This is a genomic window from Rubinisphaera italica (genome assembly GCF_007859715.1).
GTDB classification, from domain to species: Bacteria; Planctomycetota; Planctomycetia; order Planctomycetales; family Planctomycetaceae; genus Rubinisphaera; species Rubinisphaera italica.
The window spans coordinates 3,877,422-3,904,302 of record NZ_SJPG01000001.1 but is presented as its reverse complement, the minus strand read 5'-3'; the positions used below and the strand labels follow the sequence as shown (position 1 = coordinate 3,904,302).

25 protein-coding genes are annotated in these 26,881 nt (G+C 49.2%); 15 read left to right on the top strand and 10 right to left on the bottom strand.

Going from position 1 to position 26,881, the window contains the following annotated elements; all coding sequences use genetic code 11:
• Positions 1–112 precede the first annotated feature (112 nt).
• Complete coding sequence (locus Pan54_RS14610) at positions 113–835, top strand: family 16 glycoside hydrolase (RefSeq protein WP_146504184.1); 723 nt, start codon at positions 113–115, stop codon at positions 833–835.
• Positions 836–893: 58 nt separating this feature from the next.
• Here the strand turns inward: Pan54_RS14610 and Pan54_RS14605 are convergent, their stop codons facing one another.
• A complete protein-coding gene (locus Pan54_RS14605; protein ID WP_146504183.1) occupies positions 894–2,351 on the bottom strand; it encodes a right-handed parallel beta-helix repeat-containing protein in 1,458 nt (485 codons plus the stop codon).
• Positions 2,352–2,490: 139 nt separating this feature from the next.
• Here Pan54_RS14605 and Pan54_RS14600 point away from each other — a divergent pair, with 139 nt between their 5' ends.
• The 6 genes from Pan54_RS14600 to Pan54_RS14575 all read left to right on the top strand — a co-directional run bounded on the left by Pan54_RS14600 (position 2,491) and on the right by Pan54_RS14575 (position 8,885).
• Positions 2,491–2,907 (top strand): DUF1844 domain-containing protein, encoded by a 417-nt coding sequence (locus Pan54_RS14600; protein WP_146504182.1) that lies wholly within the window; start codon positions 2,491–2,493, stop codon positions 2,905–2,907.
• 44 nt (positions 2,908–2,951) lie between these two features.
• Entirely contained in the window at positions 2,952–3,797 is an 846-nt protein-coding gene (locus tag Pan54_RS14595) for a class I SAM-dependent methyltransferase (RefSeq protein ID WP_146504181.1), read from the top strand.
• Positions 3,798–3,948: 151 nt separating this feature from the next.
• A complete protein-coding gene (locus Pan54_RS14590; RefSeq protein WP_146504180.1) occupies positions 3,949–4,716 on the top strand; it encodes an ABC transporter ATP-binding protein in 768 nt (255 codons plus the stop codon).
• Positions 4,717–4,974: 258 nt separating this feature from the next.
• Positions 4,975–7,368 (top strand): ABC transporter permease subunit/CPBP intramembrane protease, encoded by a 2,394-nt coding sequence (locus Pan54_RS14585; protein ID WP_146504179.1) that lies wholly within the window; start codon positions 4,975–4,977, stop codon positions 7,366–7,368.
• A gap of 346 nt (positions 7,369–7,714) precedes the next feature.
• Positions 7,715–8,191 (top strand): ankyrin repeat domain-containing protein, encoded by a 477-nt coding sequence (locus Pan54_RS14580; RefSeq protein ID WP_165441783.1) that lies wholly within the window; start codon positions 7,715–7,717, stop codon positions 8,189–8,191.
• A gap of 175 nt (positions 8,192–8,366) precedes the next feature.
• Entirely contained in the window at positions 8,367–8,885 is a 519-nt protein-coding gene (locus Pan54_RS14575; protein ID WP_146504177.1) for an REP-associated tyrosine transposase, read from the top strand.
• Between the two features lie 67 nt (positions 8,886–8,952).
• Here Pan54_RS14575 and Pan54_RS14570 read toward each other — a convergent pair whose 3' ends face one another.
• Entirely contained in the window at positions 8,953–10,674 is a 1,722-nt protein-coding gene (locus tag Pan54_RS14570) for an ABC transporter permease subunit (RefSeq protein WP_146504176.1), read from the bottom strand.
• A 344-nt stretch (positions 10,675–11,018) separates the two neighbouring features.
• Between Pan54_RS14570 and Pan54_RS14565 the strand changes: the two genes are divergently transcribed.
• Together Pan54_RS14565 and Pan54_RS14560 are read left to right on the top strand one after the other, a co-directional pair.
• Positions 11,019–11,774, top strand: coding sequence for a (Fe-S)-binding protein (locus tag Pan54_RS14565; protein WP_146504175.1), 756 nt, complete (start codon positions 11,019–11,021; stop codon positions 11,772–11,774).
• Positions 11,775–11,904: 130 nt separating this feature from the next.
• The gene (locus tag Pan54_RS14560; RefSeq protein WP_146504174.1) at positions 11,905–12,453 is read left to right on the top strand and encodes a hypothetical protein; all 549 of its coding nucleotides are present in this window, start codon (positions 11,905–11,907) and stop codon (positions 12,451–12,453) included.
• Here the strand turns inward: Pan54_RS14560 and crcB are convergent, their stop codons facing one another.
• From crcB to Pan54_RS14540, 4 genes are all read right to left on the bottom strand, one after another.
• Positions 12,454–12,837 (bottom strand): fluoride efflux transporter CrcB, encoded by a 384-nt coding sequence (gene crcB, locus Pan54_RS14555; protein ID WP_146504173.1) that lies wholly within the window; start codon positions 12,835–12,837, stop codon positions 12,454–12,456.
• Positions 12,838–12,950: 113 nt separating this feature from the next.
• Entirely contained in the window at positions 12,951–14,138 is a 1,188-nt protein-coding gene (locus Pan54_RS14550) for an outer membrane protein assembly factor BamB family protein (RefSeq protein WP_146504172.1), read from the bottom strand.
• Between the two features lie 4 nt (positions 14,139–14,142).
• Complete coding sequence (locus Pan54_RS14545; RefSeq protein ID WP_146504171.1) at positions 14,143–15,282, bottom strand: hypothetical protein; 1,140 nt, start codon at positions 15,280–15,282, stop codon at positions 14,143–14,145.
• A gap of 73 nt (positions 15,283–15,355) precedes the next feature.
• Positions 15,356–15,574 carry a SlyX family protein gene (locus tag Pan54_RS14540; RefSeq protein ID WP_165441782.1) on the bottom strand — a complete coding sequence of 73 codons (219 nt, stop codon included), beginning with the start codon at positions 15,572–15,574 and terminating at the stop codon, positions 15,356–15,358.
• Between the two features lie 242 nt (positions 15,575–15,816).
• Between Pan54_RS14540 and hslV the strand changes: the two genes are divergently transcribed.
• From hslV to Pan54_RS14525, 4 genes are all read left to right on the top strand, one after another.
• Positions 15,817–16,377 carry an ATP-dependent protease subunit HslV gene (gene hslV, locus Pan54_RS14535; protein ID WP_146504169.1) on the top strand — a complete coding sequence of 187 codons (561 nt, stop codon included), beginning with the start codon at positions 15,817–15,819 and terminating at the stop codon, positions 16,375–16,377.
• Positions 16,378–16,646: 269 nt separating this feature from the next.
• Positions 16,647–18,026 (top strand): ATP-dependent protease ATPase subunit HslU, encoded by a 1,380-nt coding sequence (hslU, locus tag Pan54_RS14530; protein WP_242631331.1) that lies wholly within the window; start codon positions 16,647–16,649, stop codon positions 18,024–18,026.
• Positions 18,027–18,086: 60 nt separating this feature from the next.
• On the top strand, positions 18,087–18,263 hold the full coding sequence (locus tag Pan54_RS25900; RefSeq protein ID WP_165441781.1) for a hypothetical protein: 177 nt from the start codon (positions 18,087–18,089) through the stop codon (positions 18,261–18,263).
• 153 nt (positions 18,264–18,416) lie between these two features.
• Positions 18,417–19,685, top strand: coding sequence for an NAD(P)/FAD-dependent oxidoreductase (locus Pan54_RS14525; protein WP_146504168.1), 1,269 nt, complete (start codon positions 18,417–18,419; stop codon positions 19,683–19,685).
• 1 nt (position 19,686) lies between these two features.
• Here the strand turns inward: Pan54_RS14525 and Pan54_RS14520 are convergent, their stop codons facing one another.
• The 4 genes from Pan54_RS14520 to Pan54_RS14505 all read right to left on the bottom strand — a co-directional run bounded on the left by Pan54_RS14520 (position 19,687) and on the right by Pan54_RS14505 (position 24,481).
• The gene (locus Pan54_RS14520) at positions 19,687–20,583 is read right to left on the bottom strand and encodes an alpha/beta hydrolase (RefSeq protein WP_165441780.1); all 897 of its coding nucleotides are present in this window, start codon (positions 20,581–20,583) and stop codon (positions 19,687–19,689) included.
• Between the two features lie 348 nt (positions 20,584–20,931).
• Positions 20,932–21,921: an ABC transporter permease gene (locus Pan54_RS14515; protein ID WP_146504166.1), complete on the bottom strand. Its 990-nt coding sequence runs from the start codon at positions 21,919–21,921 to the stop codon at positions 20,932–20,934.
• Between the two features lie 180 nt (positions 21,922–22,101).
• Positions 22,102–22,848, bottom strand: coding sequence for an MBL fold metallo-hydrolase (locus tag Pan54_RS14510; protein WP_146504165.1), 747 nt, complete (start codon positions 22,846–22,848; stop codon positions 22,102–22,104).
• A gap of 82 nt (positions 22,849–22,930) precedes the next feature.
• Positions 22,931–24,481: a cryptochrome/photolyase family protein gene (locus Pan54_RS14505; protein ID WP_146504164.1), complete on the bottom strand. Its 1,551-nt coding sequence runs from the start codon at positions 24,479–24,481 to the stop codon at positions 22,931–22,933.
• 194 nt (positions 24,482–24,675) lie between these two features.
• Here Pan54_RS14505 and Pan54_RS14500 point away from each other — a divergent pair, with 194 nt between their 5' ends.
• Together Pan54_RS14500 and Pan54_RS14495 are read left to right on the top strand one after the other, a co-directional pair.
• Complete coding sequence (locus Pan54_RS14500) at positions 24,676–25,980, top strand: Glu/Leu/Phe/Val family dehydrogenase (RefSeq protein ID WP_146504163.1); 1,305 nt, start codon at positions 24,676–24,678, stop codon at positions 25,978–25,980.
• A 132-nt stretch (positions 25,981–26,112) separates the two neighbouring features.
• Positions 26,113–26,709: a nitroreductase family protein gene (locus Pan54_RS14495; RefSeq protein WP_146504162.1), complete on the top strand. Its 597-nt coding sequence runs from the start codon at positions 26,113–26,115 to the stop codon at positions 26,707–26,709.
• Positions 26,710–26,881 lie beyond the last annotated feature (172 nt).

The window sequence follows — 26,881 nt, the reverse complement described above, 5'->3', positions numbered from 1 at the left end:
AAATCTGAACTTCACAATACTGCCATTCCCTTCGATTAATTCATCGAGATGATTAGACTGAACCAGCTCATTATTTTGATGAGAGGATGTTCACTTTTCTGGGAGATCTCTCGTGAAGACTTTGCTTTTCTCAACTGCTGTTCTGGTTTGTTGTTCGTCATTTGTGCAAGCCGAGCCTCAAGCGAAGCCGATATTATCCGATCAATTTGAACGTTCGGAAAAGAATGATGCCAAAGAACAGGTTGGCAATGGCTGGACGACGAACAGCAAATCACGCGCGATGGGGGATAAGCAGGTCGACCTGCAGGATGGCACTCTGGTTGTGAAAATTTCGCCGCGAGCCGATCACGCGGTCACTGTTGTGCATCAACTCGACTTTGCAGACTGCTATGTCAAATTCCGCTTCCAGATTGCTGATAAGCATCAACTTGGATTCAACTTCAGCGACCCGGAATTGAAAACTGTCCATGCTGGTCACATAGCCGGGGTGAAGGTGACAACAAACCGGTTAGCGGTTGAGGATCACAAATATGGCAACTTTGAGATTGAGCGATACAATCGCAAAAAGGCAGGAGCCGATAAAAAGGAAATCGCCAAAGAGGTCGCACTTTATAATCGAGCCGAGAAAATTTCGATCACTCCCGATCAGTGGCATGAAATGGTGATTGTCATCGAAGGCGATCGCATTACTGCGACCGTCGATGGCAAACAAACCATTTCCCATCAGTCACCTGGCTTTGCCCATCCAACGAAACGAAAAATCGCTTTCAGTGTGCCTAAAGAAGCCGTGATTGATGACGTGACAATCTGGGATGTTGCGAAGCCTAACTTGTGAATTGCGGGTTTATCCTGCTTGGATCATGCTGATTAGGTCTCCCGAAGTCACCAGGTTTTTAATTCATAATCAGGAATTCATTTCCTGCAGCATTGGAAGAATTCTGGGGATCTTCAATTGACCCACCCAGCAGGTTATCTCGAAGCATATTTTTATTGCTATTCAGAATACGGATAGATGGCGTGACTTCCGATTGTTCCTGCTGATCGATCAGGCAATCGGAGATTCGCGATCTGGAGACATTTTCCAATTGGAGTCCGCACTGGCCGTATTCCAGGATTGAGCAATTGGTAATGTTGAAACGATCACATTCAATCAGATGGACGGCCGCCGTCTTGTGCTGTGTGCCGGTTATCAGGTTCCCATTCAGGCTGCAATCCTGACAGGATTGAATGAGAATTCCCTGCTTTGCTTCTGTCCCATCTCCATAATGATATCTTGGGTTCCGATCGAACGCGTTATTGGCGAGCACAATATCTTTGCAGTTCTCCATGTGCAAATCGCGGTTGTACCCTTTCCAGATTGTGTTGCCGGTAATCGTGACACCACGGCTGTTGATCAGCTCGATATTGGTTTGCACATCCGAAAGGATATTGTCGGCAATCGTAATGTGTCCGTGACGGAGTTCGTCGGTAAATTTCTGGAGTGTTCCGATTCCATTGATGCGGATGTTGGCAGAGTCATTCGCCACATGTGAATGTTGGATCGTGCAGCCGACAATCGTTACTTCGCCAATGGAACTTTCACTGCCATCGATTTCGATATTGGCAGAAGGTGGAGCATTTTCATCGCCCATGTTGCCTTCAATATCGCAGGTTCCGATTTGCAGATTTCGGATTTCTGAATGTCGACTGACAATTCCCCCGCCCGCATTATAACTGATGTGGCAGTTGGCGATGTTGATCTGGTGGAGGTTCAAATGATCGAGAAAAACGCCGACTCCCTGATTTTCGTAAATGTGACACTCCGAGAGTGTCACATTTCGATTGCGATCGATCAGATGCACGGCATGTCGGCATTTGCGAATCGTCATTCGCGATAATGTCAATTGCATGGTTCCATGGGCTTCCACCCCATCGGCTTCTGCGTGCTGACCGACAATTTCCAGAGCGTCCATCAATGGAGTGCGCTGGCGATCCCAGACTTCTTCCTTAACGGTCTTCGGAGCAGCTGTCCCGCCATGAGTTCCAATCCAGCGAACAGCCGGACCGGGACCGGTCATGACAATTCTGGCGACCCCCTCACCATGAAGTGACGTAAAACCGACTCGATTGAGATGAATTTCAATAGGCTTGGAAATTCGATAAGTCCCTTTGGAAAAGCGAATCGAGCCGACGCCGCGATCAATTGCCTGCTGAATTCGTTCTGTGTCATCGGCTGAACCGGGTATCGCTGCAATTTCTATGAAGCCGGGGGTCGTCGATTCGGAAGGATCGGAACTGGCTGGGTTGCTGAGCATCCAGGGCAGGATCAAAACAAAAAGAATCAACAACATTCCCAAACGAGAATAAGACATACGAACGCCCCCGGCTTTCAAAATCTGTGTCTGTTAGGTGAGAATTTCTCCTGGTGGAGAAGATTGCAGTCTGCCAGCGAATCATCATAATGGGTTTGAGATGCGAAATCATTTGTCACACTGACAGGAAAGCGAAACCATGACAAACGAATCCCCCGAAGAAAAACCAGAACTGGTTGTCGATAGCGACTGGAAATCTCAGGTGGAAGCGGAAAACGCAGCGATCGATGAAAAAAACAGGAGTGAAAAGAACCCTTCGGTTGAAGAAGAGGGGCAATCTCAGGACATCGATCCTTCACAAATTCCCCCTCCAAGCTTCACACTGCTGGTCACAATGTTCTCGACACAGGCGATGTCGGCTCTGGGCTTGATCCCGCATCCGATTACCGGCAAACGCGAAATACAGCTGGCTCTGGCCAAGCATTACATCGATTTGCTCGCCGTGATCGACGAAAAGAGTAAGGGCAACTTGGACGACAACGAAGACAAGCTCATCGAAACAACATTGCACGAATTGCGTATGATCTACGTTCAGCAATCCAGTACGATTGCCTGATCGACCGACTAAACCTGAATTTACAGATTCATCAAGTTTTCAATATGCCGACAAGTTCTCCATCTCAGAATCCTGAACAGATCGAAGAACTTCGTTTTGCATTTGGGAAAAACTGGAAGCAATTCCTGCGGATTCTCGATGGGGAACGTCTGGAAAAGGCTGAGTATTCACTGAAAGAGTTCTGGCCTGATCAGTCGCAGCCACTCACATTTCTGGACGTCGGGTCTGGCAGCGGTACGTTCAGTCTGGCTGCCCGTAATCTCGGGGCAGAGGTGCATTCGTTTGATTACGATGACGATTCGGTCGCCTGCACGCGTGCGTTAAAAGCCAGATATTTTCCGGACGATCCCAACTGGAATGTGGAGCAGGGGTCCATTCTCGACCAGCAATATCTCAGTTCGCTGGGGCAGTTCGACATCGTTTATAGCTGGGGTGTCCTGCATCACACCGGTCAAATGTGGTCGGCTCTCGATAATATCATTAAGATGGTTAAACCGGGTGGCTTGCTGGTGATTGCCCTGTATAACGATCAAGGCTGGAAATCGAAGTTCTGGAAAGTCGTCAAGCAGATATATTGTAGCGGCTTACCGGGACGTTGGCTGATGAATGCGATATTCATCCCCTTTTTCCTGATTGGATTTCTGGTCAGCGATCTAATTCGACTCAGAAATCCTCTCGCCCGCTACCACTCCCGGCACGATGCCCGAGGAATGTCGGTCGTGACGGACATTATCGACTGGATTGGGGGATATCCATTTGAAGTGGCGACACCGGAAGAGGTCCGGGAATTCTACTCTCAACGGGGTTTCCAACTTGTGCAGGAGAAATTGACGGTTGGACTGGGGTGTAATGAGTTTGTCTTCTGCCGAGAACCGAGGGGAGATACTTAAAACATTACCAGCTCGACGGAATTATTCAGAGACGCTCTCTCTTTCTCTTTCTTTTGGTAACGGTTCCCACCATTTGCACAAATCGATACGATTCGGCTAATAACTTCAATTTTTACAACACCATGAAGTACTTGAAGATAAAGTCGTTGAGATGATTACTGTCGAACATCTTTCCAAGCATTTTGAAGACCTCAAACGAGGTCGTGTCTATGCGTTGAAGGATGTCTCATTTGATGTTCAGCCGGGTGAAATCTTTGGCCTGCTTGGTCCCAATGGAGCCGGGAAGACGACGGCTCTACGAATTCTCAGTACGGTCCTTAAGCCGTCTGAAGGCGAAGTGGTTGTTTCAGGTTTTAATGTGGTCACGCATCCGACAGAAGTTCGTCAGAATATTGGCTTTATGTCCGGAAATACCGGCATTTACGATCGCATGACAGGCTGGGAACTTGTGCAATACTTTGGCAGATTGTACGGCTTGCCTGAAGATTTGCTGCAGCATCGATTGCATGAAGTCTTCGACACATTGCAGATGAACGATGTCCGCGATGTGCTCGGCTCCAAAATGTCGACTGGGATGAAACAGAAGGTTTCCATCGCCCGCACAATTATTCACGATCCCCCCGTCCTGATTTTTGATGAACCGACTTCCGGTCTCGATGTGCTGGTCGCGCGAGCCTTGCTCGAAGCGATCAATTCGCTGCGGACTCAGGGAAAATCGATTATTTTCTCGACACATATTATGCGAGAAGTCGAGAAACTGTGTGATCGCATCGCCATTATTCATAAAGGTCAGATCCTCGCGATGGGGACTCGGGAGGAATTAGCCGAGGAACATCAGCAGCCGGATATGGAAGAACTCTTCTTTGATCTGATCAAAGAATTTGAAACGAAGCAGAAGGAACTCAACCAAAAAGTATGAAGCTCAATTCTAAACCCTATTTCATATGGAAACCACATTTCTTGTTTCACGACCACAAGTACAACTGAAAACTTGAACTATATTTTATTCGGGGTGGCGGGGGCGCTCCGCTTTTGCGGAAGCCCCCGGAAGTTCAAAGATTCGGGGGCTTCTCTTCGAGAGCGCCCCCGCCACCCAGCTTAAGCATATTTTGCTGATAGACTTGATCTACTATAATCTCATCGATTAACAACCACGGACGAACCAGACGGCAACCGGATGACCTGGCGAAATATTCAACTGATTTTTTCCCGCGAAGTCGCAGATCAAATGCGCGACCGCCGCACGTTATTCATGGTGGTCGTCCTCCCACTGTTGCTCTACCCGGCACTCGGCATCGGCATGATGCAGATGACGCTCCTGTTCTCCGAACAATCGCGAACGGTTGTCATTTTGGGAGCAAATGATCTTCCTGCCCCACCGCTCCTTAACAAAGATGGCACGCGAATTATTGACCAGTGGTTCGTCAATGAGGGAGATTCGCTCACGCTGAATGTCGTTTCGGATTTATCGGTTGATCAACAGATGATTCCCGATCCTGAGGGAAAATCCACAGAAGTACCAACGAATACTTCCTCTGAAGAAAACAAATTCGATGCACGTGAAACAATTCTTCAGGTCGCTCGTGATATCCGACTCCGGCTCGATGAACTCAAACGACTCAAAGAAGAAATCGCTCAAGCCGACGAGAGTGCGAAACCCGATGTTATCGCCATGAAACAGGGGCAGATTGAAGCCTTGACCGAACAGGTCAGTACGCTGTTTGCCCGGTCGGATATCCAGGTATTGATTCTGATCCCTGAAGGTTTTGACGAATATATTCGCTCAGAAAACGAACGGCTTGCCTCCCGGGAGTCTGAAGATGATCTTACTCGAATGCGTCCGATCTTCATCCGGAATTCCGCCAATGAAAAATCGCTCATCGCTTACGGCCGCGTTCGCGAAGCCCTCGATAACTGGGAGCAGGCGATTCTCAGCGAGCGACTGCAAATGGCAAACCTGCCGACCGATCTTACACGGCCTGTCAACGAGGAACTCGTCGATTTGGCTAAGGGGGAAGAACTCGCGGCTAATGTCTGGAGTAAACTCTTCCCTGCGATGCTGGTTGTGATGGCGATGACTGGGGCGTTTTATCCGGCAGTCGATTTGGGAGCGGGTGAAAAAGAGCGGGGCACGATGGAAACCCTACTCATCTGCCCGGCTCTTCGCAGTGAAATTGTGATCGGAAAGTTTCTGACAGTCCTGCTTTTCAGTCTCGTCACGGCTCTGCTCAATCTGATCAGCATGGGGATGACAGGTCTCCACGTTTTGAATACCGCCAGCAGTGGACAACTCTCGGCTCTGGGCGACTCGGCTATTCCCGGATTTGAAGTACTGATCTGGGTCGGAATTCTTGCAATTCCCCTCGCCGCTCTGTTCGCGTCACTCAGTCTGGCATTTGCTCTGTTTGCCAAGAGTACAAAAGAGGGGCAATATTATTTGACACCACTTCTGACGGTGACAATGGGGCTGACTGTCTTCTGTCTTTCGCCAGCCGTCGAATTGACACCCTTTTACAGTTTGATTCCGGTCATGGGGCCAGCTTTGCTGCTCAAGGGGATGCTGCTTGACCCCAATGGTCAAATGCAATTGATGTGGTATGTTGTCCCCGTTTTGCTGAGTAGCTTCATGTACAGCGGACTCGCCTTGATGTGGGCCATCGATCAGTTTCAGCGGGAAGAAGTTCTGTTCCGCGAAGCTGAACGCTTTGATATGCGCCTCTGGCTCAAACATTTGCTCCGCGACAAAGAACGATTGCCAAGCTTTTCGGAGTCCATCTTCTGCTTCGTGCTGATCATGCTGTTACAGTTCGCAATGCTGAAAACCTTCGGCAACGCGTTACAGAATGCACCGGCTGGTCAGGAAAGCTGGACGATGATGCGGCTGCTGGTCATCCAGCAACTGGCAATCATCGCCTGCCCGGCTCTGTTTATGGGCATACTCCTGACGAGCAGTCCACTCTCAACGTTTCAACTGCGAATCCCGCACTGGAAATATCTGGCCTTGGGTCTCTTTCTACCGCTCATTATGCACCCGCTGGTCGTGGAACTGGCCGTGCGGCTTGCCTGGTTTTTCCCCTCATTACCGGAACACGCCAAAGCCGCGTTGGCAACCATGGCTGATGGCAGTGTTCCCTGGTTCTGGGTTGTGTTGACATTCGCCGTCACTCCTGCAATTTGCGAAGAACTCGCTTTCCGAGGATTCATTCTGGCGGGCTTTCGCAAGACAGGCCGGCATACACTGGCGATCGTTTTTTCCGGACTCCTTTTCGGGATCATGCACATGATCCCCCAACAGGTCTTCAATGCCGCATTACTCGGAATGCTGCTTGGCTTACTCGTCGTCAAAAGCGGCAGCATCTTTCCGGCCATGCTGTTCCACTTCGGCAATAATGCCCTCGGAGTACTGCACGGAAATCTGGAATCGATGCGTCAAACCTCTTCACTGACAAAAACGCTCACCGTCAGCGACGAATTCGGCGTCCACTACCCCCTCTGGCTTATCGCAATCGCAGTCGGACTGGCTATCCCGATGATTGTGTATCTGTGCCGACAAAAAACCGCGAGAATGTAATCCCGCCTTTGGTTTAAAAGGGGACCGGGTACCCCAGAGAATCTCGAAGAGTTCTCTGGGTGGCGCAGCCACAAGAGGTATTTGTACTTTTGAAGTTCTTGAATATTTATTAAATTCAGAAACTGCGGGGTGGTATCTTGGTATCGATAAGAGATTTCGCCAAACGCAGGGTTGTCCGCGGTCGTAAGATCCTTATTGTACAACTCACTCGCAATCAGAAAGCCTCTTATAGATTTCGTCCACCCAGATAGCGAAGCTGTCTGGGTCACTCGCGATACATAGACCCAAACAAATATTGGCCAGAAGATTGGTTGGAAAACCAAGGCCACAAATGGGAATGATGCGGATGGATGATTTTTTTCAAAATGTGCGATTTGATGGCTATGAAGCATTGTCAGCGCTTAAGAAACTCGATGATGTAAACATAAGGAATGATGATGGCGAAAATCTCCTACATGTTGCAATAGCCTACGCGAATACCGATGTTGCCGTTGAACTCATTCAGCGAGGAATTGATGTCAACGCTCAGGATCGAAAGGGCTCAACGCCACTGCATGTTGCATGTGCCTATCAGAATGCGATGGTTGCTCAGCAAATACTTGACCACTGCGGGGATATTGTGATTGTGGACGAACATGGGAATACGCCTCTTTGGACGGCAGTGTTCAACGCAAGAGGCAAATTTGATGTCGTGGATGTGCTGTTAGCGAAAGGTGCGGCGAAAACCGCACACCAAAAGAATAAATATGGGCGATCACCAATCGATTTCGCCAAGCAAATTGGTGACACTGATTTGGTGAAGCTGATAGAAAACCACTCCTGAGTCACTACCCTAAAACAGTCGCAGGTGGCCCCGAAAGATTCATTTGGGGTGGCGCAGTCGTAAGATTCTTCTTTTACAGCGGGTAGCGGGTAGCCCAGAGAATCTCGAAGAGTTCTCTGGGTGGCGCAGCCACAAGAGGTTGCATTTCCAAGCCCCATTTGATCATCATAAATCGATGATAACAAAATCAAGCCATGACGATGCTTTGTATGCTCATTTCGTAACGTTCTCATGTTATCGAAATCGAAACTTACTTGATCACGATCAGGCAAAACGCGTGGTGCTTGGTGTCCTCGATTCTCAACGACTAATCCAGTCGGCAAGAATATTGGGATTTGTGATGATGCCGAATCATGTGCATGCATTGATCTGGTTTCCGCAAACAGGCCAGCTCTCACAATTCATGAAACAGTGGAAACAACGAACCTCAAAAATTATCCGTCGTGATGTGATGCCGATGTTACCGGCTTACCAGAAACAAATCGAAGATGGGAGTGCCTTCTGGCAACGCAAATATCATGCGTTTCAAGTCTGGTCCGATGAAAAACTGATCGAGAAACTAAACTACATGCATCTCAATCCCGTTCGTGCAGGTTTCGTTGATAGAGCGACTGACTGGAGATGGAGTTCTGCCCGACATTATGAGTGGAATCGAACCGTTGGAATTCCGATCGAATGGTGTCCAACGGGATAAGATCATGACCTCTTGTGGCTGCGCCACCCAGAGAACCTTTCAGGATTCTCTGGGCTACCCGGTAAGACTACGATTTTTCAATCGAGGATCGTCCCAGCGCCAAATCGAATTCGCTGATGGCGGGGACGAGCATGGCCAGGGCGGTGAAGCCGTAGGCGACGCAGACGCAGAGGAAGACGCTGAAGGATTCTCCCAGCAGGAACGCGGTGATCGCGTAAAAGGTGCCGAAGGGGAGGACGCCGGCTGCCAGTGTTAAGGCAGGTGAGGGGTTTTTGTGTGTCAGAGAGACCCACAGGCCAATACTTCCGCCGACGATAAAGATCAGGAAACTCGGCAACTGCAGAGCAAACGAAGAGCGGGCTTCGACGATCAGGATCATACAGATGAAAATTCCGATGAACAGGAAAAAGACCGTCCCCATGCTGTTTATGATTGCAGTTCGCGAGTTCTCAAAACTGATCGCCGCATGCATGCCGAGCATCGCACAAAAGATACTGAGCATCAGGTAACCCGTCACCACATAAAAGGTTTGTGTTCCGGAAATCGCCCCAAATCCGTACATCGTTAAAACATAAATCAACGGCAGCAAAATCGCTTCTTTGGCATTGTAGAACACACCCGCGAGCTTGCCGTAAATGAATTGGCTGGCGCTGATTTCCGTCACCAGCAGCACTTCGAGCGTCTGCCCATCTCGCTCACTTGTCACGGACGTCACCGCTTGAGCATTGATTAACAACAGGGACAGCAAGCCGAGCAAAATGAATCCCAGCCCCGGCCAGGAAATCATGCCGAGCACGAGAGCCGAGGAGGGGGTGCCGAGCATCGCGTAGCCAATGAAAATGGCGAAAATGACATAGGCGAGTTTGATCAGAAAGACCTTACGCCCGTATGCTTTCGTCATGATTTCGCGCCAGATAATCGGCTGCGACCAGACGGTCCGCGCTTCACGGGTTCGGCCACCCGATTCGTTATTCTTCGCGGCAATATAAATCGTCTTCGAAGGATTCCAGCGTCGTAAATTGACGATCGTGGCCACGTTCAAGATCAACGCCAGTCCGACGAGCACGCTGAAAGTTGGCCACATCGAAAGCTGGCCGATGCGGGTCAAATCGGTCGAAGAAAATGGACTGACGACCGTCAGCAAGGCTCGATAAGGATCCAAAGCTCCAATCCACCGCCCGGCTGTCGTCTCTGCCCCGACCAGAAATGTGATCAGTTCAACGAAAGCCAGAAACGCGACAAAGCCGAGCAAGCCAACGGAAAGTGTCTGAAATGTCTTTTCCCGCCAGAACGCCACAAACACGCCCCAACTTCCGGCCACATAGGTCGAGGCAGCGGTGATTGCCAGCGCCCAGCCGATTTGCGAAAGACTGACCCCACCCAGAATCCGGATAAAAATAAACATCGGCAGCGAGCAGAGGAGCAATGTGAAGACATTCAGCAAACTCGCCAGCAGCTTTCCGATGACTAACTCACGATCTTTCAGATCGGTCATCAGCAGCAGGAGCATCGTCCGGCGATCTTTCTCCGCAGCGACATTCCCGGCAGAGAACAGCAGGCCAGCAAAAATCAGCAACGTCAGCTGAACGAAGGCAAAAATCTGGAAGACGTAGGCTCCAAATCGAGCGGTCGCACCAATACTGCGATATTGCTGCCAGCCGAATGTTGCCTGGGAAGCAGTGTACAAAAGAACGAAGAACGCGAACAGATACCCGGCTCGAATCAGATAACTCTTCATCTGACGGGGCAGCGTTAAGGCTTCTCGGGTAAAAATCGGTCCGGCTAACAAGGAGAGCTCCGTTGGTTTAGGGTTTAGGGTTGAGTGTTGAAGGTTATTGAGCGATTGAGAGTCAATTTATGAAATTAGTACCCTCAACCTTCAACTTTAAACCTTCAACAATTTCCCCTGAGAATACCGAGTTACGGCCTGAGAAAAAAACGTGGGGGGCGGTTTTATGGGGAATCGAAGTGAGATTAAGAAAACTTCATTTCAATGAACATCGATCCCGGTTTGAAATCGGGCTGTTTCTGCAATACTCTTACGGGACGATCTTTTCACTATGACGGATAGAAATCTGGATTTTCTCCTGATTCGTCATATTTCCTACTTTCGATTTGAATTTGCGAGCTCTCATGCAAGTTGCCCTGTTTGTTCCCTGCTATATCGATCAGCTCTATCCCAATGTGGCCTGGGCGACTCTCGAATTGCTCGAAAAGCTCGGTTGTGAAGTTACCATTCCCGATGCCCCCGTCTGCTGCGGACAACCGATGGCCAATACGGGCTGCTGGGACGATGCCCGGCCTCTGGCGAAAAGTTTCATCGAGCAGTACGACCAATACGAATACATCGTCTGTCCCTCCGGAAGCTGCACCTCGATGATCGTCAATCACTATCACGATCTCGTTGGTGAAGATGCCCAATACGAACGTATCCGCCTCAAAACGTTTGAACTCTGTGCGTTTCTGACCGATGTTCTCAAAGTCGAGAAACTAGACGTTTCGTTTCCGCACAAAGTGGGACTGCATCAAAGTTGCCACGGTTTGCGGGAACTTCAACTCGGCTCCTGCAGTGAAGTGATGGGCGAAGAGTTCAGCAAAGCCCGCACGCTCTTGGAAATGGTCGACGGGATTGAACTGGTCGATTTAACCCGTAAAGACGAATGCTGTGGATTCGGTGGAACATTTGCCGTTTCGGAGGAAGCGGTTTCCTGCATGATGGGAAATGACCGAATTCACGACCATGAACATGCCGGAGCCGAGGTGATTACTGCGGGAGATATGTCCTGCCTGATGCACCTGGATGGCTTGATCAAACGCCAGAAAAAACCAATCCGCACAATGCATATTGCCGAAATCCTGGCTGGTCGAGATGTTGCTGTTCAAACATAACATTAAGTCTGATTAAATGAATGGGGTGGTGGGTCGCTCTCGAAGAGAAGCCCCCAAACGGTATAATTCCGGGGGCTTCCGCTAAAGCGGAGCGCCCCCGACACCCGTCGTAAATAGATCGAAACCTGAAGTGTCGGACGCTCCCCCAGAAGAATATCTGATTCTACACATGCGGCTGGCTCGTCGTGTCTTTTTGTTTTTGACCGCACTCTCATTCGGTGGCCTGCTCGGAGCGGGGGCGTTATACATTCCCGAATTTCTGTCTCTGGTCGGCTGGCCTCCGCGGATGAGCAGTCTGAAAATCATTATTGAGACAAATGCTATTATCCTGCTCAGCTGGCTGGCGGTTTCGTTTGTGCTGTTGTTGCTCACTTTGATCACCTATCGCGAGTATTGGATTCTTAATGATGAATCCCTCACGCACATCGGCTTTTTTCGTAAAAAACAGATTCCGCTTGATGGTATCACAAAACTATCGTGGTGGCCTATGAGCCGGGTGATTGTGGTGAAAGATGCTCGGCAGCGGATCCCGCTGTTTATTGAAGGAATGCCGATTCAACAGAGGCTCGATGTCATTGAGCATTTGCATAACCGCGTCCCAGAGGAACACCAGAAGTATTGGCCAATGTTCGAACGGATGATTGTTCAGAAATTGAAAAACAAACTGAAACAGCTGTAGCTAACGAGCAAACAGTCGCCCGATTAACATTCCAATCAGTATTGCGACAATGCCTAGAATCAGATTGCTGGCCACATTCACTGTTGCCCAACCGAAGCTGCGGTCTCGGGCGAGTACGACTGTCTGATAGCCGAAGGTTGAAAACGTAGTGAGAGAGCCGAGGCAGCCAGTGATGGCAAACGCTCGCCATTTCCGGCCGGTCATTACGTTTTGCATCTCCAATGCGACCAGCAAGCCGATCAGAAAACAGCCCAGCACATTCACTAGCAATGTGCCGGCTGGTTCAAACTGAGGATATTTCTGCATCATCCAACCGGAAAGAAAGTATCGGGAAACTGCCCCGACTGCTCCCCCTAAACCGACTGCGATGACATCGAGAAACATACGATTCGTTCTAACGACTGATTGGAAAGCGGATGACGGAAAGCCGAAAGCGGAAACATCAAATTGCCGATGGATGACTTTCCTAACGCCCAACGACTAATAACTAACGCCTATTACTCCACCTTCCACAACTGATTATCACCCCGAAAATAAATCGCACCATCAGCTGCGGCTGGGGCGGCGAGGATTGTTGTTGAGAAATCGTGGCTGTTGATTACAGAGCCTTCTTCTGGTCCTAACTGTACGACTTGGGCAACTCCCTGTTCGTTGATGCAGTACAGTTTGTCGCCGGAGATAATCGGCGTTGCACTAAATTTTCCGGAAAGTCGACACTGCCAGAGTCGTTCGCCTGTTGTTGCATCCGCACAACTGAGCACACCCGCTCCATTGATGACGAATGCCTGAGTGTCAGTCACCACTGGACTGACCGTCGACGGATTCAATTGACTTCCCTGCCAGACGATTTCTGGAACCGTAGAATCACTCACGCCTGGCTTGATAGCCGTCAGGCCGTTCGAGGGGACAAACGCCACGCCATTGAGAACCGTTAACGAGGGAATTGTCGAGGCTCCATCGAGATATTCCCAGACCGTTTTGCCGGATTGAGCTTCAACGGCGGTCACCCCTTCCGACGATTGCAACAAGACCAGCGACTCCTCTCCCGGCCAGACGGCTGGCGAAGTCCAGTTCGCTGCTCGGGGACGTTCTAACTGCCAGCGGGTGGTGCCATCTTCGGCATTCAAGCCGAAGGTCATCGATTGGGTATCGTTCTCAGCCATGCAGACAACGGTTCCATCTTTGACAACGACAGAGGACGACATCCCGAGGCTATTACTCACATTCGGATAGTCGAACGTCAACCCGCGATACCACAACAGATTTCCTTCCAGATCGAGGCAAGCGACATCGTTCGATGAGTAGAACGCAAAAATACGTTCGCTATCGCTGGCTGGAGTTGGAGTGGCGACGGACATTTTCTCGTGGCAGATTGTGCGTCCGGTCGCCCAGAATTCACGATGCCACATCTGTGAACCATCAGCTGTATTGAAGCAGGTGACAGTCAATCGATCCTGCCGCGGTCCTTTACAGCCGGTGACAATCACTCGATCTCTCACAACAATTGGAGAAGACGTCCCTCGACCTTCGAGAGGAGCGGTCCAGGAAATGTTGTCGAATGAATCGGGGAGTTGTGGCCCCGTGACTATGGCGTTATTCAATGTGCCCCGAAACTGCAGCCAGTCGTCTGCTTGAACGGTAGCAGTGCCAAAGAGCATCAAAGTACAAATTATAAATGTTCTCATTGAATTATTCCTTTTCCGGGCGAAGAGCCATGCCGGTGGGTTGGCAGATGCGGAACTGGAATTGCCAGTCCTGAGCCCACGATTGATCCTGTTCGTTTTGCAAAACTTTGATCAGCAGGGTATTTTTACCCTCTTTCATCAGCGCAGGAATGCGATACTGATCAAAAAATGTGCCACGATGATACTCTTCCCGTTCGAAAACGAGCTCTCCGTTCAACCAGATTTTCCAGGCATTGGGAGTCGCCAGACGAAATTCGACTGGTTGTTCATCTTTAGAGACAAATTCCCGATACGCGTAAACAACCGCCCCTTTATGCGGGCCGACTTTTTCGGCGATGCTGAGCTTGCCGTAATCGTCCTCGGTTTCGTGTTTCTGCCAGGTCACTTTGCCCAGCTGACCATCGTACTCGGCATCCAGTTTGATCTCATTTTCAGGAGGATAAGCGACATCGAACCCCTTTTCGTCTTTGTTGTCGAAGGGGCCAATCAGATACCAGTCACTGAGAAAACCATAATGTTCCTGCAGATCGACTTTGATCTCAAAGGCTTCGAGACCTTTGACAATTTTCCGAACCTGATCATCATCGCTCGCGCCCGATAACGCCTGCAGATAACGTGAGCGTTTCAGCGCCTCAGCAGAGGAATCATTTTTGGCCAGTTCGTCAACCTCTTTGAGGATTTTTGCCACGGCTTCCCGACGAAGTTCATCACTTGGATCATTCAGAAAGTTTGAAACGAGTTGGTCAGCTTCTTCTGGCGACTCTTTCCGGACCCATTCAAAAGCAAGGCGACGAGCTTTAGAATCGTTTTTTGTCCGACGGACGAAATTCAAAAGGTCTTCCAGCGGCAGCGATTTCTTATCGGCTAGCGTTTTGTTCGCGATGACTTCAAACGAATTTCGTAGATAATTCGCTGCGAGAGGATTGGCATCTCCCAGACTGTAAAGAATCGGCAACAGAGCCTCGGGGCCACTGGATTGCAGACTGTCCAACGCCTTTTGAGCAGCCGCGTAGTTCTCAGCATTGTGGCCAACCTGCTGAATCGTCTGGATATCGGAAGACACATCAGCTTTCATTTCTGAAGTGCTGAGCATGAGAATGCTAAAGGTAATCACCCCCAGCAAAATGAAGTTTCGTATTTGCATATCAGGCTTCTCCATGATTGAATGCGGGAGTTACAACTCGAATTCTAAATTTATCAGGTATAAATCTTGCTGATCAATAGTGAGGCGGTTTTTCCTGTAAAGGATCTGGCAGTTCGAAGCCGTCGGATTCAGACTGTTCTACCCACAAATCTATCTGCCGCTGCAGATCATCGATTTTCTGTTGCTGGCTATGCACTACTTTGCTGATCTGTTCGAGATCATACTGCAGATGCGTCACGAGCGATTCGAGGCTCACAATCCGCTCGAGGGAAGAATCCTGATCCTGCGTCACGTTTTTCGCCTTTGGGTCAATGTTCTGAGACTATTACTGTTCGTGTCGTCCTGCGACTCTATAATGTTGATTAGATTATATGGCATACAACGGTCAAATTCACAGTCTCCACAGAGATCTCTCTGCAGTTGCCGGATTGATGGGCTGGTGTTAGCCTGACGACAATTGAAAACACTCGATACAGGTGATTCCTGAACATATTTAATCCTGAACACTTTTCCCAACAGACACGCTCAATATCTATGACTCAATATTCCAAAGTAAAAGCCCGTTCGACAACCATACTTACCGTTCGGCATCAAGGTAAGGTTGCCATTGGTGGAGATGGCCAGGTGACTTACGGTGATAATGTCCTCAAGAACGATACGAAAAAAGTTCGCCGCATTCTCAATGGCGATGTCATCGTCGGCTTCGCAGGATCGACCGCCGATGCATTCGCCCTGATGGAACGCTTTGAAACGAAAGCCAAAGACTTTCCCGGTAACATTCCTAGAGCCGCCACCGAACTGGCCCGCGACTGGCGGACAGATCGTGTGCTGCGGAAATTGGAAGCGTTGATGATTGTGGTGAACCCTGATCATTCCCTGTTAATCACTGGCCAGGGCGATGTGGTCAGTCCTCAGGATGACATCATTGGAATTGGATCGGGAGGTAATTATGCCGTCGCCGCTGCACGGGCACTTGTCCGACATTCTAATTTGTCCGCCAAAGAAATTGTTGAACAGTCATTAACGATCGCTTCGGAAATTGACATTTACACGAACAGCAATCTGACAATCGAAGAAATTGATGAAGCCAAATAAATAAGGTCGAGACTGAGAATGACATCTAATTTATGGACTGTCATTTTCAGTTTTACTTTGAGAATCAATCTTTTTGTCGCTTGTTTTTTATACCACAGAGGCACAGAGATCACAGAGACTGCCCATGCTGATCACTTTAAAAGAGATCAAATCAACGAGAATATTGAATTGATTATCAGCTCTCTGTGTCCTCTGTGTCTCTGTGGTTTTACATTTTAATGATCTAGTCAAGTATTCCTTGACTCAGCAAAATACCATCGGAACAGCTCATGAGCACAACTGATCAACCCACCCCGGCTTCCTACTTCGAAATGACACCACAGGAAATTGTCGACTCACTCGATCGTCATATCATTGGACAACAACAGGCCAAACGAGCAGTCGCGATTGCTCTGCGAAATCGATACCGCTGGCGTCAACTTGAAGATGATGTCCGTAAAGAGATCACGCCGAAAAATATTATCATGATTGGACCGACTGGCGTCGGGAAAACGGAAATCACTCGTCGACTGGCCAGCATGGCCGGGGCTCCGTTTATCAAAATTGAAGCGACGAAGTATACCGAAGTTGGTTATTACGGTCGCGATGTCGAGAGCATGATTCGCGATCTGGTCGAAGCTTCGATCACGCTTGTACGAAACAAGAAGAGTATCGAAGTTCGCAGCAAAGCCGAACAGCGAGTTGAAGATCGTCTTCTGGAATTGCTGCTGCCAGATGCTCCGACGTCCTGGAATCCTGATGTGAAATCCGAAGACTTCGACGACAAGCACGCGCGCAGCCGTGAGAAATTTCGCGAGATGCTCAAGAATGGCTCTCTGGAAGAACGTGAAGTCGAACTACAGGTGGAACAACGCTCCTCTCCCGTGCAGGTATTTTCCAACATGGGCATGGATCAAATGGATATGGATGTCCAGAACATGTTTGAGAAGATCATGCCGAAGAAGCAGAAGAATCGCAAAGTTTCGATTGCCGATGCCCGCAAGATTCTGCTCGAACAGGAAACCGATGCGCTGATGGATCGCGACGCGATTGCAGAGGAAGCGATCGCTCTGGCGGAAAACTCCGGTATCGTCTTCATCGATGAGATCGACAAAATCTGCGGCTCTCAGGATTCTGGTAAGAATTCGGATGTGAGCCGTCAGGGAGTGCAGCGGGATCTGCTGCCGATAGTTGAAGGAACCACCGTGCAAACCAAGCATGGTTCCATCAAAACCGAATACATGCTGTTCATTGCAGCTGGGGCTTTTCATCGGTCTCGTCCAGCAGACCTGATGCCGGAACTGCAGGGTCGATTTCCAATCCGCGTGGAACTGCAGGATTTGAATCGTGATGACTTACTGCGAATTTTAACCGAACCCACAAACTCATTGACGACTCAGTATCAACAACTGCTGGCGATTGACGGGGTTACTCTGACTTATACTCAAGATGGAATCGATGCTTTGGCTGATATGGCTTATCAGGTGAATCAATCCACCCAGAACATTGGAGCCCGCCGCCTGCATACGATGTTGGAACGCTTGCTTGAAGATGTCAGTTTCCAGGCACCCAATGACGATTTAAAAGAAGTTGTGATCGATGCCGTGTATGTTAAAAAGCAATTGAGCGAAATTGCGAGTGATGAAGATTTGAGTAAGTTTATTTTGTAGTCGAGCTTAAATAACCGGGTGGCGGGGGCGCTCCGCTTTAGCGGAAGCCCCCGGAAGTTAATGTTTCCTTCTCCTTGGGAGCGCGATTTACTTTCCTTCTCCCTGGGGAGCGGTTTACTTCCTTCTCCCTGGGGAGCGGTTTACTTCCTTCTCCCTGGGGAGAAAGTGGCCAAAGGCCTGATGAGGGGGGACTTCAGCGATTTTAATGCATTCGACATCGATTTCCCCTCACCCTAACCCTCTCCCCGAGGGAGAGGGGACTCTGTTGATCTTAAGTTTTGGTCTTTTTTAACTGACAAATCATTGATTTGAATCAATTCTTTGATCACACCTCTGTTTAGAATTATAACTGAAATTTATTCCCACCAATCCTGCGATTATCGGTAACCCATGGCGAAACTTCCTGAGCATGTTTTAATTGTTGGTGGCGGTATCATCGGATTATCTTCGGCTCATTTTTTGAGTGAAGCCGGCGTGCAGGTGACGGTGATCGATCAGGGAAAGATCGGGGCGGCTTGTTCGCATGGGAATTGTGGTCTGATCAATCCGAGCCATGTTTTTCCGCTGCCGCGTCCGGGGGCATTCAAGAATGCGATTAAGGCTTTGTTAAAGCCCAATGGGCCATTTCGTGTTCAGCCAACACTCAATCCCCAACTCTATTTCTGGTTGCTGCGCTTTGCCAGAAATGGGAATTTGAAAGCAATGCGTCATGCCGGCTGGGCCCGGCATCATTTATTGACATTTTCGAGGGAGTTTTATCGAGATTTTATCTCAGGCAATCAAATCGATTGCGACTTCGAAGAACGGGGCTGCCTGTTCGTTTACGGCACGAAGCACACGCTCGATGAGCACGATCAATTTGATGCAATGATGACAAAAGAGTACGGCGTTGGTGCCGAGAAATTGACTGGCGATGAACTGGAGAAGATGGAACCAGCATTCTTGCCGGGAGTTGCAGCGGGAGCGTGGTTTTACCCACAGGATGCTCATTTACGAGCCGATAAACTGATCAAAGGCTGGCGGAAACTTCTCGAAGAACGCGGAGTGAAGTTTCGTGAAATGACACGCGTTTCAGAATTTGTACCAGCTCAAAGACAAATCAAATCGATTGAAGTTTGCGACGTCAATTCGAATGCAACGGAAACTCTGCCTTGCGATGCCCTTGTAGTTGCGACAGGCTCGTGGACTCCAATGCTGAATAAGCAACTCGGTTATAAAATTCCGATTCAGCCGGGCAAAGGCTATTCGCTGACCATGCCTCGCCCTGAAATCTGTCCGAAAATTCCGATGATTCTGGAAGATGAAAAAGTCGCCATCACACCAATGGCAAGTGGTTATCGACTCGGCTCGACAATGGAATTTGTTGGCTACGATACGACGATCAATCCGAAACGTCTTGAATTGTTGACCAAAGGAGCCACGAAGTATATGCGGGATCCTGTCGGGAAAATGATCGAAGAACAATGGTACGGCTGGCGACCAATGACTCCGAACGGCTTACCCTTGATTGGCCCGACTCCGAAATATCAAAATGTCTTCGTTGCAGCAGGCCACAATATGATCGGCATTATGACTGCCCCCGCCACGGGCCGACTAGTTTCAGAATTGATTTTGCAGAAGCAGCCGAGCATTGATCCGAAGCCGTATGCAGTCGCCTGACCTACGGGTTAGGAATATTACTTTGTCGAATTGGTTTGAGCATTTTCTCAAGGGCACGCAGATATTCGGTTTCTGCCATCATGAAAATATCATTATGGCCGGCTCCGGGAATTTCGAGGAATGTTTTTGAGATTCCAGCAGAGGAATGATCGGGAGCCGTTTCGAATAATTGTTGAGCTTGGGCAAAAGGGATGATGGAATCCTGCCGTCCATGAATGATAGTGATGGGGCAGGTCACTTCCGGAATTCGTTCGATAGACGGATATCGATCAACCATCATCCAGTCGACCGGTAGCCACGGAAAGCGTTCTCCAGCTATCGCAACCAGCGAACTGAACGGAGCCTGCAGAAACAAGCCTGCCAGTTCCGTTCCTTCCTGGGATAACTGGTTGGCAAGAGCGGTCGCAATGCCTCCGCCGAGCGATTCCCCCAATAGCACAAATCGTGCAGGTTCAATTTGATACTCTGCGACGAGAGCATCTAAAATGAATCGGGCATCGTGAAGATAAGCTTTTTCACTGGGACTGCCGGGATTCTCGGCATAGCCTCGGTAGTCGATAAGGAAGATGTCTGCATTTAGAGAACTGAGTCGTTTTAATTGATCAGCCCGGTAGCCACGATGCCCGGCATTGCCCGGATAGTAAATGATGACAGGACGCCCCGCATCCAGTTCCTGTTGCTGCTCTTTGCGATTGAGAGCCTGATGACTTGGCGGCAGCACATGCCAGCCATGCAGTGTGTAACCAGGTTCCACTTCAAAGGTTACGGGTAGACAGCGTCCTTCGGCAAATTCCCAGTCTTTTACATTTAAAGTTGCGACCTTCGTGGGATGATAAATCAATTTTCTTTGGATCAGCGTGAGCACCAGAATGACTCCCACATATAAAATCAGTAGCAATAGAAGGAATCGCCCGAGACGATTCTGCCAGGATCTGGGCGAAGATTTTATTGTGTCAGGTGTTATGATTTCAGCTTGACTCACAGCAGACTTTCAATGAAATCGAATATCTAAAACTCGTAGGACAGGCTTCCAGCCTGTCTAAATCGCTCATCGCTCTTATTGACAGTCATAGGTCAAGCAACGCCTGTCTTACACCTTTTTGAACATTGAGAAGGGAGTGTCCTGGTGAAATCATCACGCCCAACACTTCGTTCTGGGACGTGCCATCCATGGTGAAGTTTTACTTTCTACTACTCTCGAAAATAGACAGGCTGGATGCCTGTCCTACTTGTCTGGATTGCTAACTTACTCTTTCGTCGACTGCATACGAGCAGCCTGAAGTCTTTTCCTGGCGGCATAGCGTTTGATCAATTCGTCGGCGATCACTCCTCCCAGAATCACCATGCCAATGATTGCGAAGTCGAGTTGCGAAGGAATGTCGGCCATGATGATAGCATTGTAGAGGACGCGTAATAACGCGGCTCCAATTGCAACGCCGATAATACTTCCTTCTCCACCACGCAGACTACATCCCCCAAGCACAGCTGCGGCTATGGCGTAGAGTTCGTAAAAGTTTCCATGGGCACTTGGCTGGACAGTGTTTTGATCCAGTGCAAACAGCACCCCACCCAAACCAGCCAATCCTGCACAAAACACATAGGCGAGAATGGTCAGCCGGTCGGTGGCGATTCCGCTGAATCGGGCGGCTTGTTCATTACGTCCGAGAGCCATCAGGTGACGTCCCCAGATGGTTCGGTTCAGAAAAATCCAGGAGAGGATTGCCAGAATCAGAAAGATGATCGCTGGCACTGGAATGGCGACCGGTAAGCCAATCTCCAGTTTCGATTTCACATACCACATCAGACCCGGATAATCCGATCCAAACCGCAGGTTGCTGTCTTCCGTGATCCAACGGGCGAGGCCACGATAGAGGAGCAGTCCGCAGAGAGTCACAATGAATGGCTGGATTTTTAATTTCGTGATTAACAGTCCATGCGCCAAGCCAATAACAAGAGAGAGACTTCCGACAAATGCGATTGTCCCTGGGACTGACCAATGTTTTTCGACTAACAGGAGTGGCATCAGTGAACCTGTCAATCCAATGACAGAACCAATCGAAAGATCGATTCCGCCCGTCATAATCACGAATGCAGCTCCCAGGCTGATGATGCCGAACAGAGCCGTCCGATGCAGGAGTTGTTCAATGTTGTTGGCCAGCAGAAATTTGGGATTGTTAATCGCTGTGATCACGCAGACAAAAATCAATAATCCCAAGATTCCCAGAATTTTCTTCATGCCCGTTGTTCCATAAACTTCGTAATCGAGAGTGCATCGCAAGAGGTCGCAGCATAGCAACGAACACTGGAATGATAAACGTAGAATGACGTTCTCATTGTTCAATAAGATGTTACGCTAATGAGAAAATCGATGTGCGTCAAAGCTATTCAGAGACTGACATTCCATTCACTGATCGATTCAAAGCTGAAAACTCTGCAAATCTTTCGCAAACTCAATTTCTGAAAAGACGGTTTTCACTTCCGTCAAATCCCAGGGTTCCTCAGTATTTTCTCTGGGATCGATATGCGTAAGCAGAAGTTTTTTGACGTCTGTTCTGCTGGCCAGTTCGGCGACTTGTGTCAGATAACTGTGTCCGGTTTTCTCAGCCCATTCGGAGGTTTCGTCACTGAAGTAGCATTCATGAATGAGCAAATCAGCATCGCGAATGAAATCTTCATACGATCCATCGACATAAGTATCGGTCACGTAAGCAAACTTTTGGCCATTTTCTTCGACGACATAAGCGGTCGATCCTCCCGGATGACTCGGCAGTGGTTGCCAGCGGACCAGATACGAATCAATTTGAACTTCCGGCTGCTCAAACGATTCCAGCTCGATCAGTTCAAAAGCCGGCATGTGCGAAAATGTCGGCTCGGCAAACAGATGTTTTTTGACTGCTTCCAACGTGTAGCGATTGCCATACAGTTTGATGGATTGAATCTGCTCCAGCAGCATCGGCACATACAAATAAGTCAAACCAATAATATGATCCCAGTGCGGATGCGTCAGAAACAGATGCAGATCTTTACGCAGGAGTCGTTCAGTGACACGGAATGTGGCTGTCCCGGCATCAAACAGAATTCCAGCCTCGGGCAGTAAGAACGAAGCGGTGTGCCGGACTTCGTTGGGATGATAACCGCCTGTTCCTAAGGCATGAATTTGCATGTTTTGGTTTCCTCTTAGAGTGTACGATTCGAACTAAACTTACTTCTCTTCAGGCTGTGACTTCAACCTTTCATCTGGAAAATCATTGAAGCCAGTCACTCTTAATGGACTCCGCCTGATCCCGCACTGCTTCCATCTCATCCGATTTCTTCCGGAGTTTTTCCAGATTCTTCACCTGAAAATTCATCCGCGGATTGTTTTTGAGTTTGTTATAATTTCTGTCGAGGAAGTCCCAGTAAAGAGTTGTGATGGGGCAGGCTTTTTCCCCGGTTTTCTCTTTAAAGTTATAGCGGCAGTTTTTGCAGAAGTTGCTCATTTTGTTGATGTAGTTGCCCGACGAGCAGTACGGTTTGGAGCCAACGATGCCGCCGTCGCCGTATTGACTCATGCCGAGAGTGTTCGGAAGTGAAACCCAGTCGATGGCATCGAGATACATTGCCATGTGCCATTCGTGGAATTTGTAGGGATCGACCCCGGCAAGCATGCTCAGATTCCCGAGGACCATCAGGCGATGGATATGATGGGCGTAACCATGATTGATGACGGAATTCATCGACTGACGGACACATTCCATATCGGTCTGACCATCCCAGAAAAACTGGGGAACGTCATGCGTGGTTTCAAAATGATTGAGCGATTCATACTTCGGCATCTTCGACCAGTAAACACAGCGAATGAATTCCCGCCAGCCGAGAATCTGCCGGATAAAGCCTTCCACCGAATTCAAGGGCGCTTCGTCGTTCTGCCAGGCTTTGAGGGCTCGGTCGACACAGTCGCGGGGGTTGAGCAGTTTGAGATTCAGACAAGCAGAGAGTTGTGAGTGATAAAGGGTCGTTTCGTCGGTCCACATGGCATCTTCATATTTACCGAAGTTGGGAAGATACTCTTTGATGAAGTGGTTCAACTTCTTCAACGATTCGGATCGTGTGACCGGAATGTCAAAGTGATCGAGAGAGCCGGGATGATCTTTGAAACGAGCGGAGACCATTTCGATCACCTGTTTTGTGATGTCATCCGGTCGGAATCGTCTCGGCTTCAATCCGGATTTCGGCCCCGATTTCGGAAACGCTTCCCGATTTTCATGATCCAGATTCCACTCCCCACCTTCGGGCTCTCCATTATCGTTGACGAGAATATTCTCTCGTTTCCGCAGCATCCGATAGAAGTATTCGAGCCGGAGTTCTTTGCGGTCAGCTGCGAATTCTTCAAACTCTTCAAGCGTGCAGTAAAAGTGTCGATCTTCACGGATCTCCAGAGGAATGTCCCATTCTTTGACAGCTCTTTGAAATGCTTTCAGCACCCGATGATCCCCCGGATGCACCAGGATGAGCTTCTGAGGCTGGAGACGTTCAATATCCAATTTAAGGACTTCCCTAAACGAGGAGCCGGAATCTTTAGAGGGTTGCTGGGGAAGTTGGTGGTAATGAACTGAGATTTCTTTTTCACGGAGTTCATCGCGAAAATGTCGCATCGCCGAGAAGAACATCGCAATGCGAAGCTTGTGACACCAGACGTGCGTCGCTTCCTCGGCAACTTCTGCCATCCAGACGGAATCCGTTTTGGCATCGAACTGATTGAAAACCGCTGAGTGATGATCGAGTTGATCGCCAAGAATAAGTATCAAATTTCGCATGGAAGTGAGTACGCTAAAATGGAGAGAATCGGGGTCAATCACATGTTAGAGCGAGTATGAAAATTTGCGACCCAAATTATCGTTGATAAGAAAATGAGAAGTTGAGTTTGCATCGTGATCGATACCTGCGAGAATAAGCGAGATTAATTGATACTTGACACCACTACTCTCTGGATTACGAAAGAGCCTCGCCGATGTCCAATCAGGATCACGAAATTATTTTTCAGGATGCGCTTGGCCGGTTGGATGTAGCCGGGAAGTATGCGGAGATTGATCAGGAAACCATTCAGCGGATGCAGCATCCGATTCAGATTATTCAGGTCGCAATTCCCGTTCGCATGGATGATGGATCGCTGAAAATCTTTCCGGGGTACCGGGTTCGACACGATGCGACACGAGGGCCGACGAAGGGCGGGATTCGTTTTCATCCGGAAGTGAATCTGGAGGAAGTGAAGGCTCTCTCGTTGTGGATGACCTGCAAATGTGCGGTGATGGATATTCCCTACGGCGGTGCCAAAGGGGGGGTGATTGTGAATCCGAAAGAACTCTCCCCTTTGGAACTGGAACGACTTTCGCGAGGCTTTATCGAACGAATTGCCGATTTCATTGGACCCGATACCGACATTCCTGCTCCCGATGTTTACACGAATGAACGTATCATGGGCTGGATGATGAATGAGTATTCGACGATTGTCCGCAAGCATTCGCCCGATGTCATCACAGGCAAGCCGATTGCACTGGGCGGTTCTCTGGGACGTTCCGCCGCAACCGGACGTGGGGCTTATCATTGTGTGAAACAGTTGGAAAAGAAGCGGGGCTGGAATCCGAAAGAGGTTACAGTGGCCGTCCAGGGGTTTGGGAATGCCGGTCAAAGTGTCGCGGAATTGCTACATGCAGATGGGTATCGCATTGTAGCCGTCAGTGATTCCAAAGGGGGCATCTATCGAGAGGAAGGTTTCGATGTGCCCAGCCTGATGCATGCAAAGAATGAAAGCCGAGAATTAAAAGCGGTCTATTGCGAAGGCTCGGTTTGTGAAGCGGTCGATGCGAAAACGATCTCCAATGAAGAACTGCTCGAACTGGATGTCGATATTCTCATTCCGGCTGCGTTGCAGGATGCGATCACCGAAGACAATGCCGAGAAAATATCTGCTCGTGTCATAGTCGAAGTGGCTAATGGTCCTGTTACCATTGAAGCCGATGCGATTCTCGATCGGAAAGAAGATTTGATCATCGTGCCGGACATTCTCGCGAATGCGGGGGGCGTGACGGTCAGTTACTTCGAATGGGTTCAGAATCGGGCAGGTGATTACTGGACAGAGGAAAAAGTGAATCATCGCCTGGAGGAAAACATGTGCAAACAGTTTGAACATGTCTATGAACTGATGGAGGAACATCGTGTTTCGATGCGAACGGCTGCTTATGTTCTCGCACTCAATCGGATTGGAGCAGCAGTGATGGCAACGGGCACATCCGCTTATTTTTCCGGCAAGGATTAACAAACGGATGTTGAATAGTCTCCTCATAGAGTCGCAAAAATCGCAAGCGAGTTTGTATTGAAAAATTCCAACACACTTGCTTGCGCTTCGTGCTTGTAATGCCATGAATTAATTCATTTCAAGGAAAAACAAATGACACAGTTACCCAACCCACTGGATCATCGTCAGTCAGATCATCCGATTAACGAATTGTTTTTGATGCGTTGGTCGCCGCGGGCGATTTCGGGGGAGGCGATTCCAGAGGCTCAATTGATGTCTCTGCTCGAAGCGGCTCGCTGGGCACCGAGTACATACAACGAGCAGGAATGGCGATTTCTGTATGCGACTCGCGATAGCGAGCACTGGCAGACATTCTTCAACCTGTTGATGGAAGCTAATCAAGCCTGGTGCGACAAGGCTGCCGTGCTGATGGTAGTAGTCTCGCACAAAGTCTTTTCCCGAAATGGCAATCCAAATCCAGTCCATACCTTTGATGCCGGGGCTGCTTTTGAGAATCTGGCTTTGCAGGGAGCAACCATGGGACTGGTCGTGCATGGCATGGCCGGGTTCAATCAGTCCAATGCTCGTCGCGAGTTGAAAATCCCGGACGACTATGCCGTCGAAGCAATGATTGCAATTGGCCAGCCGGGAGAACTGGAAGTGCTATCGGAAGAATTACGGGGACGAGAAGAACCGACGGGAAGAAAGCCGGTCGATGAGATCAGTTGTGAAGGGCCGTTTTCGTTTTGATCGATGTTTGTTGGGATAGCGAAGCGTAACCCAACAATACAGACGACTGACTCAGAATGGAGTTCTTTGCGAAAGTCATTAAACCCGGGTGGCGGGGGCGCTCTCGAAGAGAATCCCCCGAATCGTAAAACTTACGGGGGCTTCCGCTAAAGCGGAGCGCCCCCGCCACCCG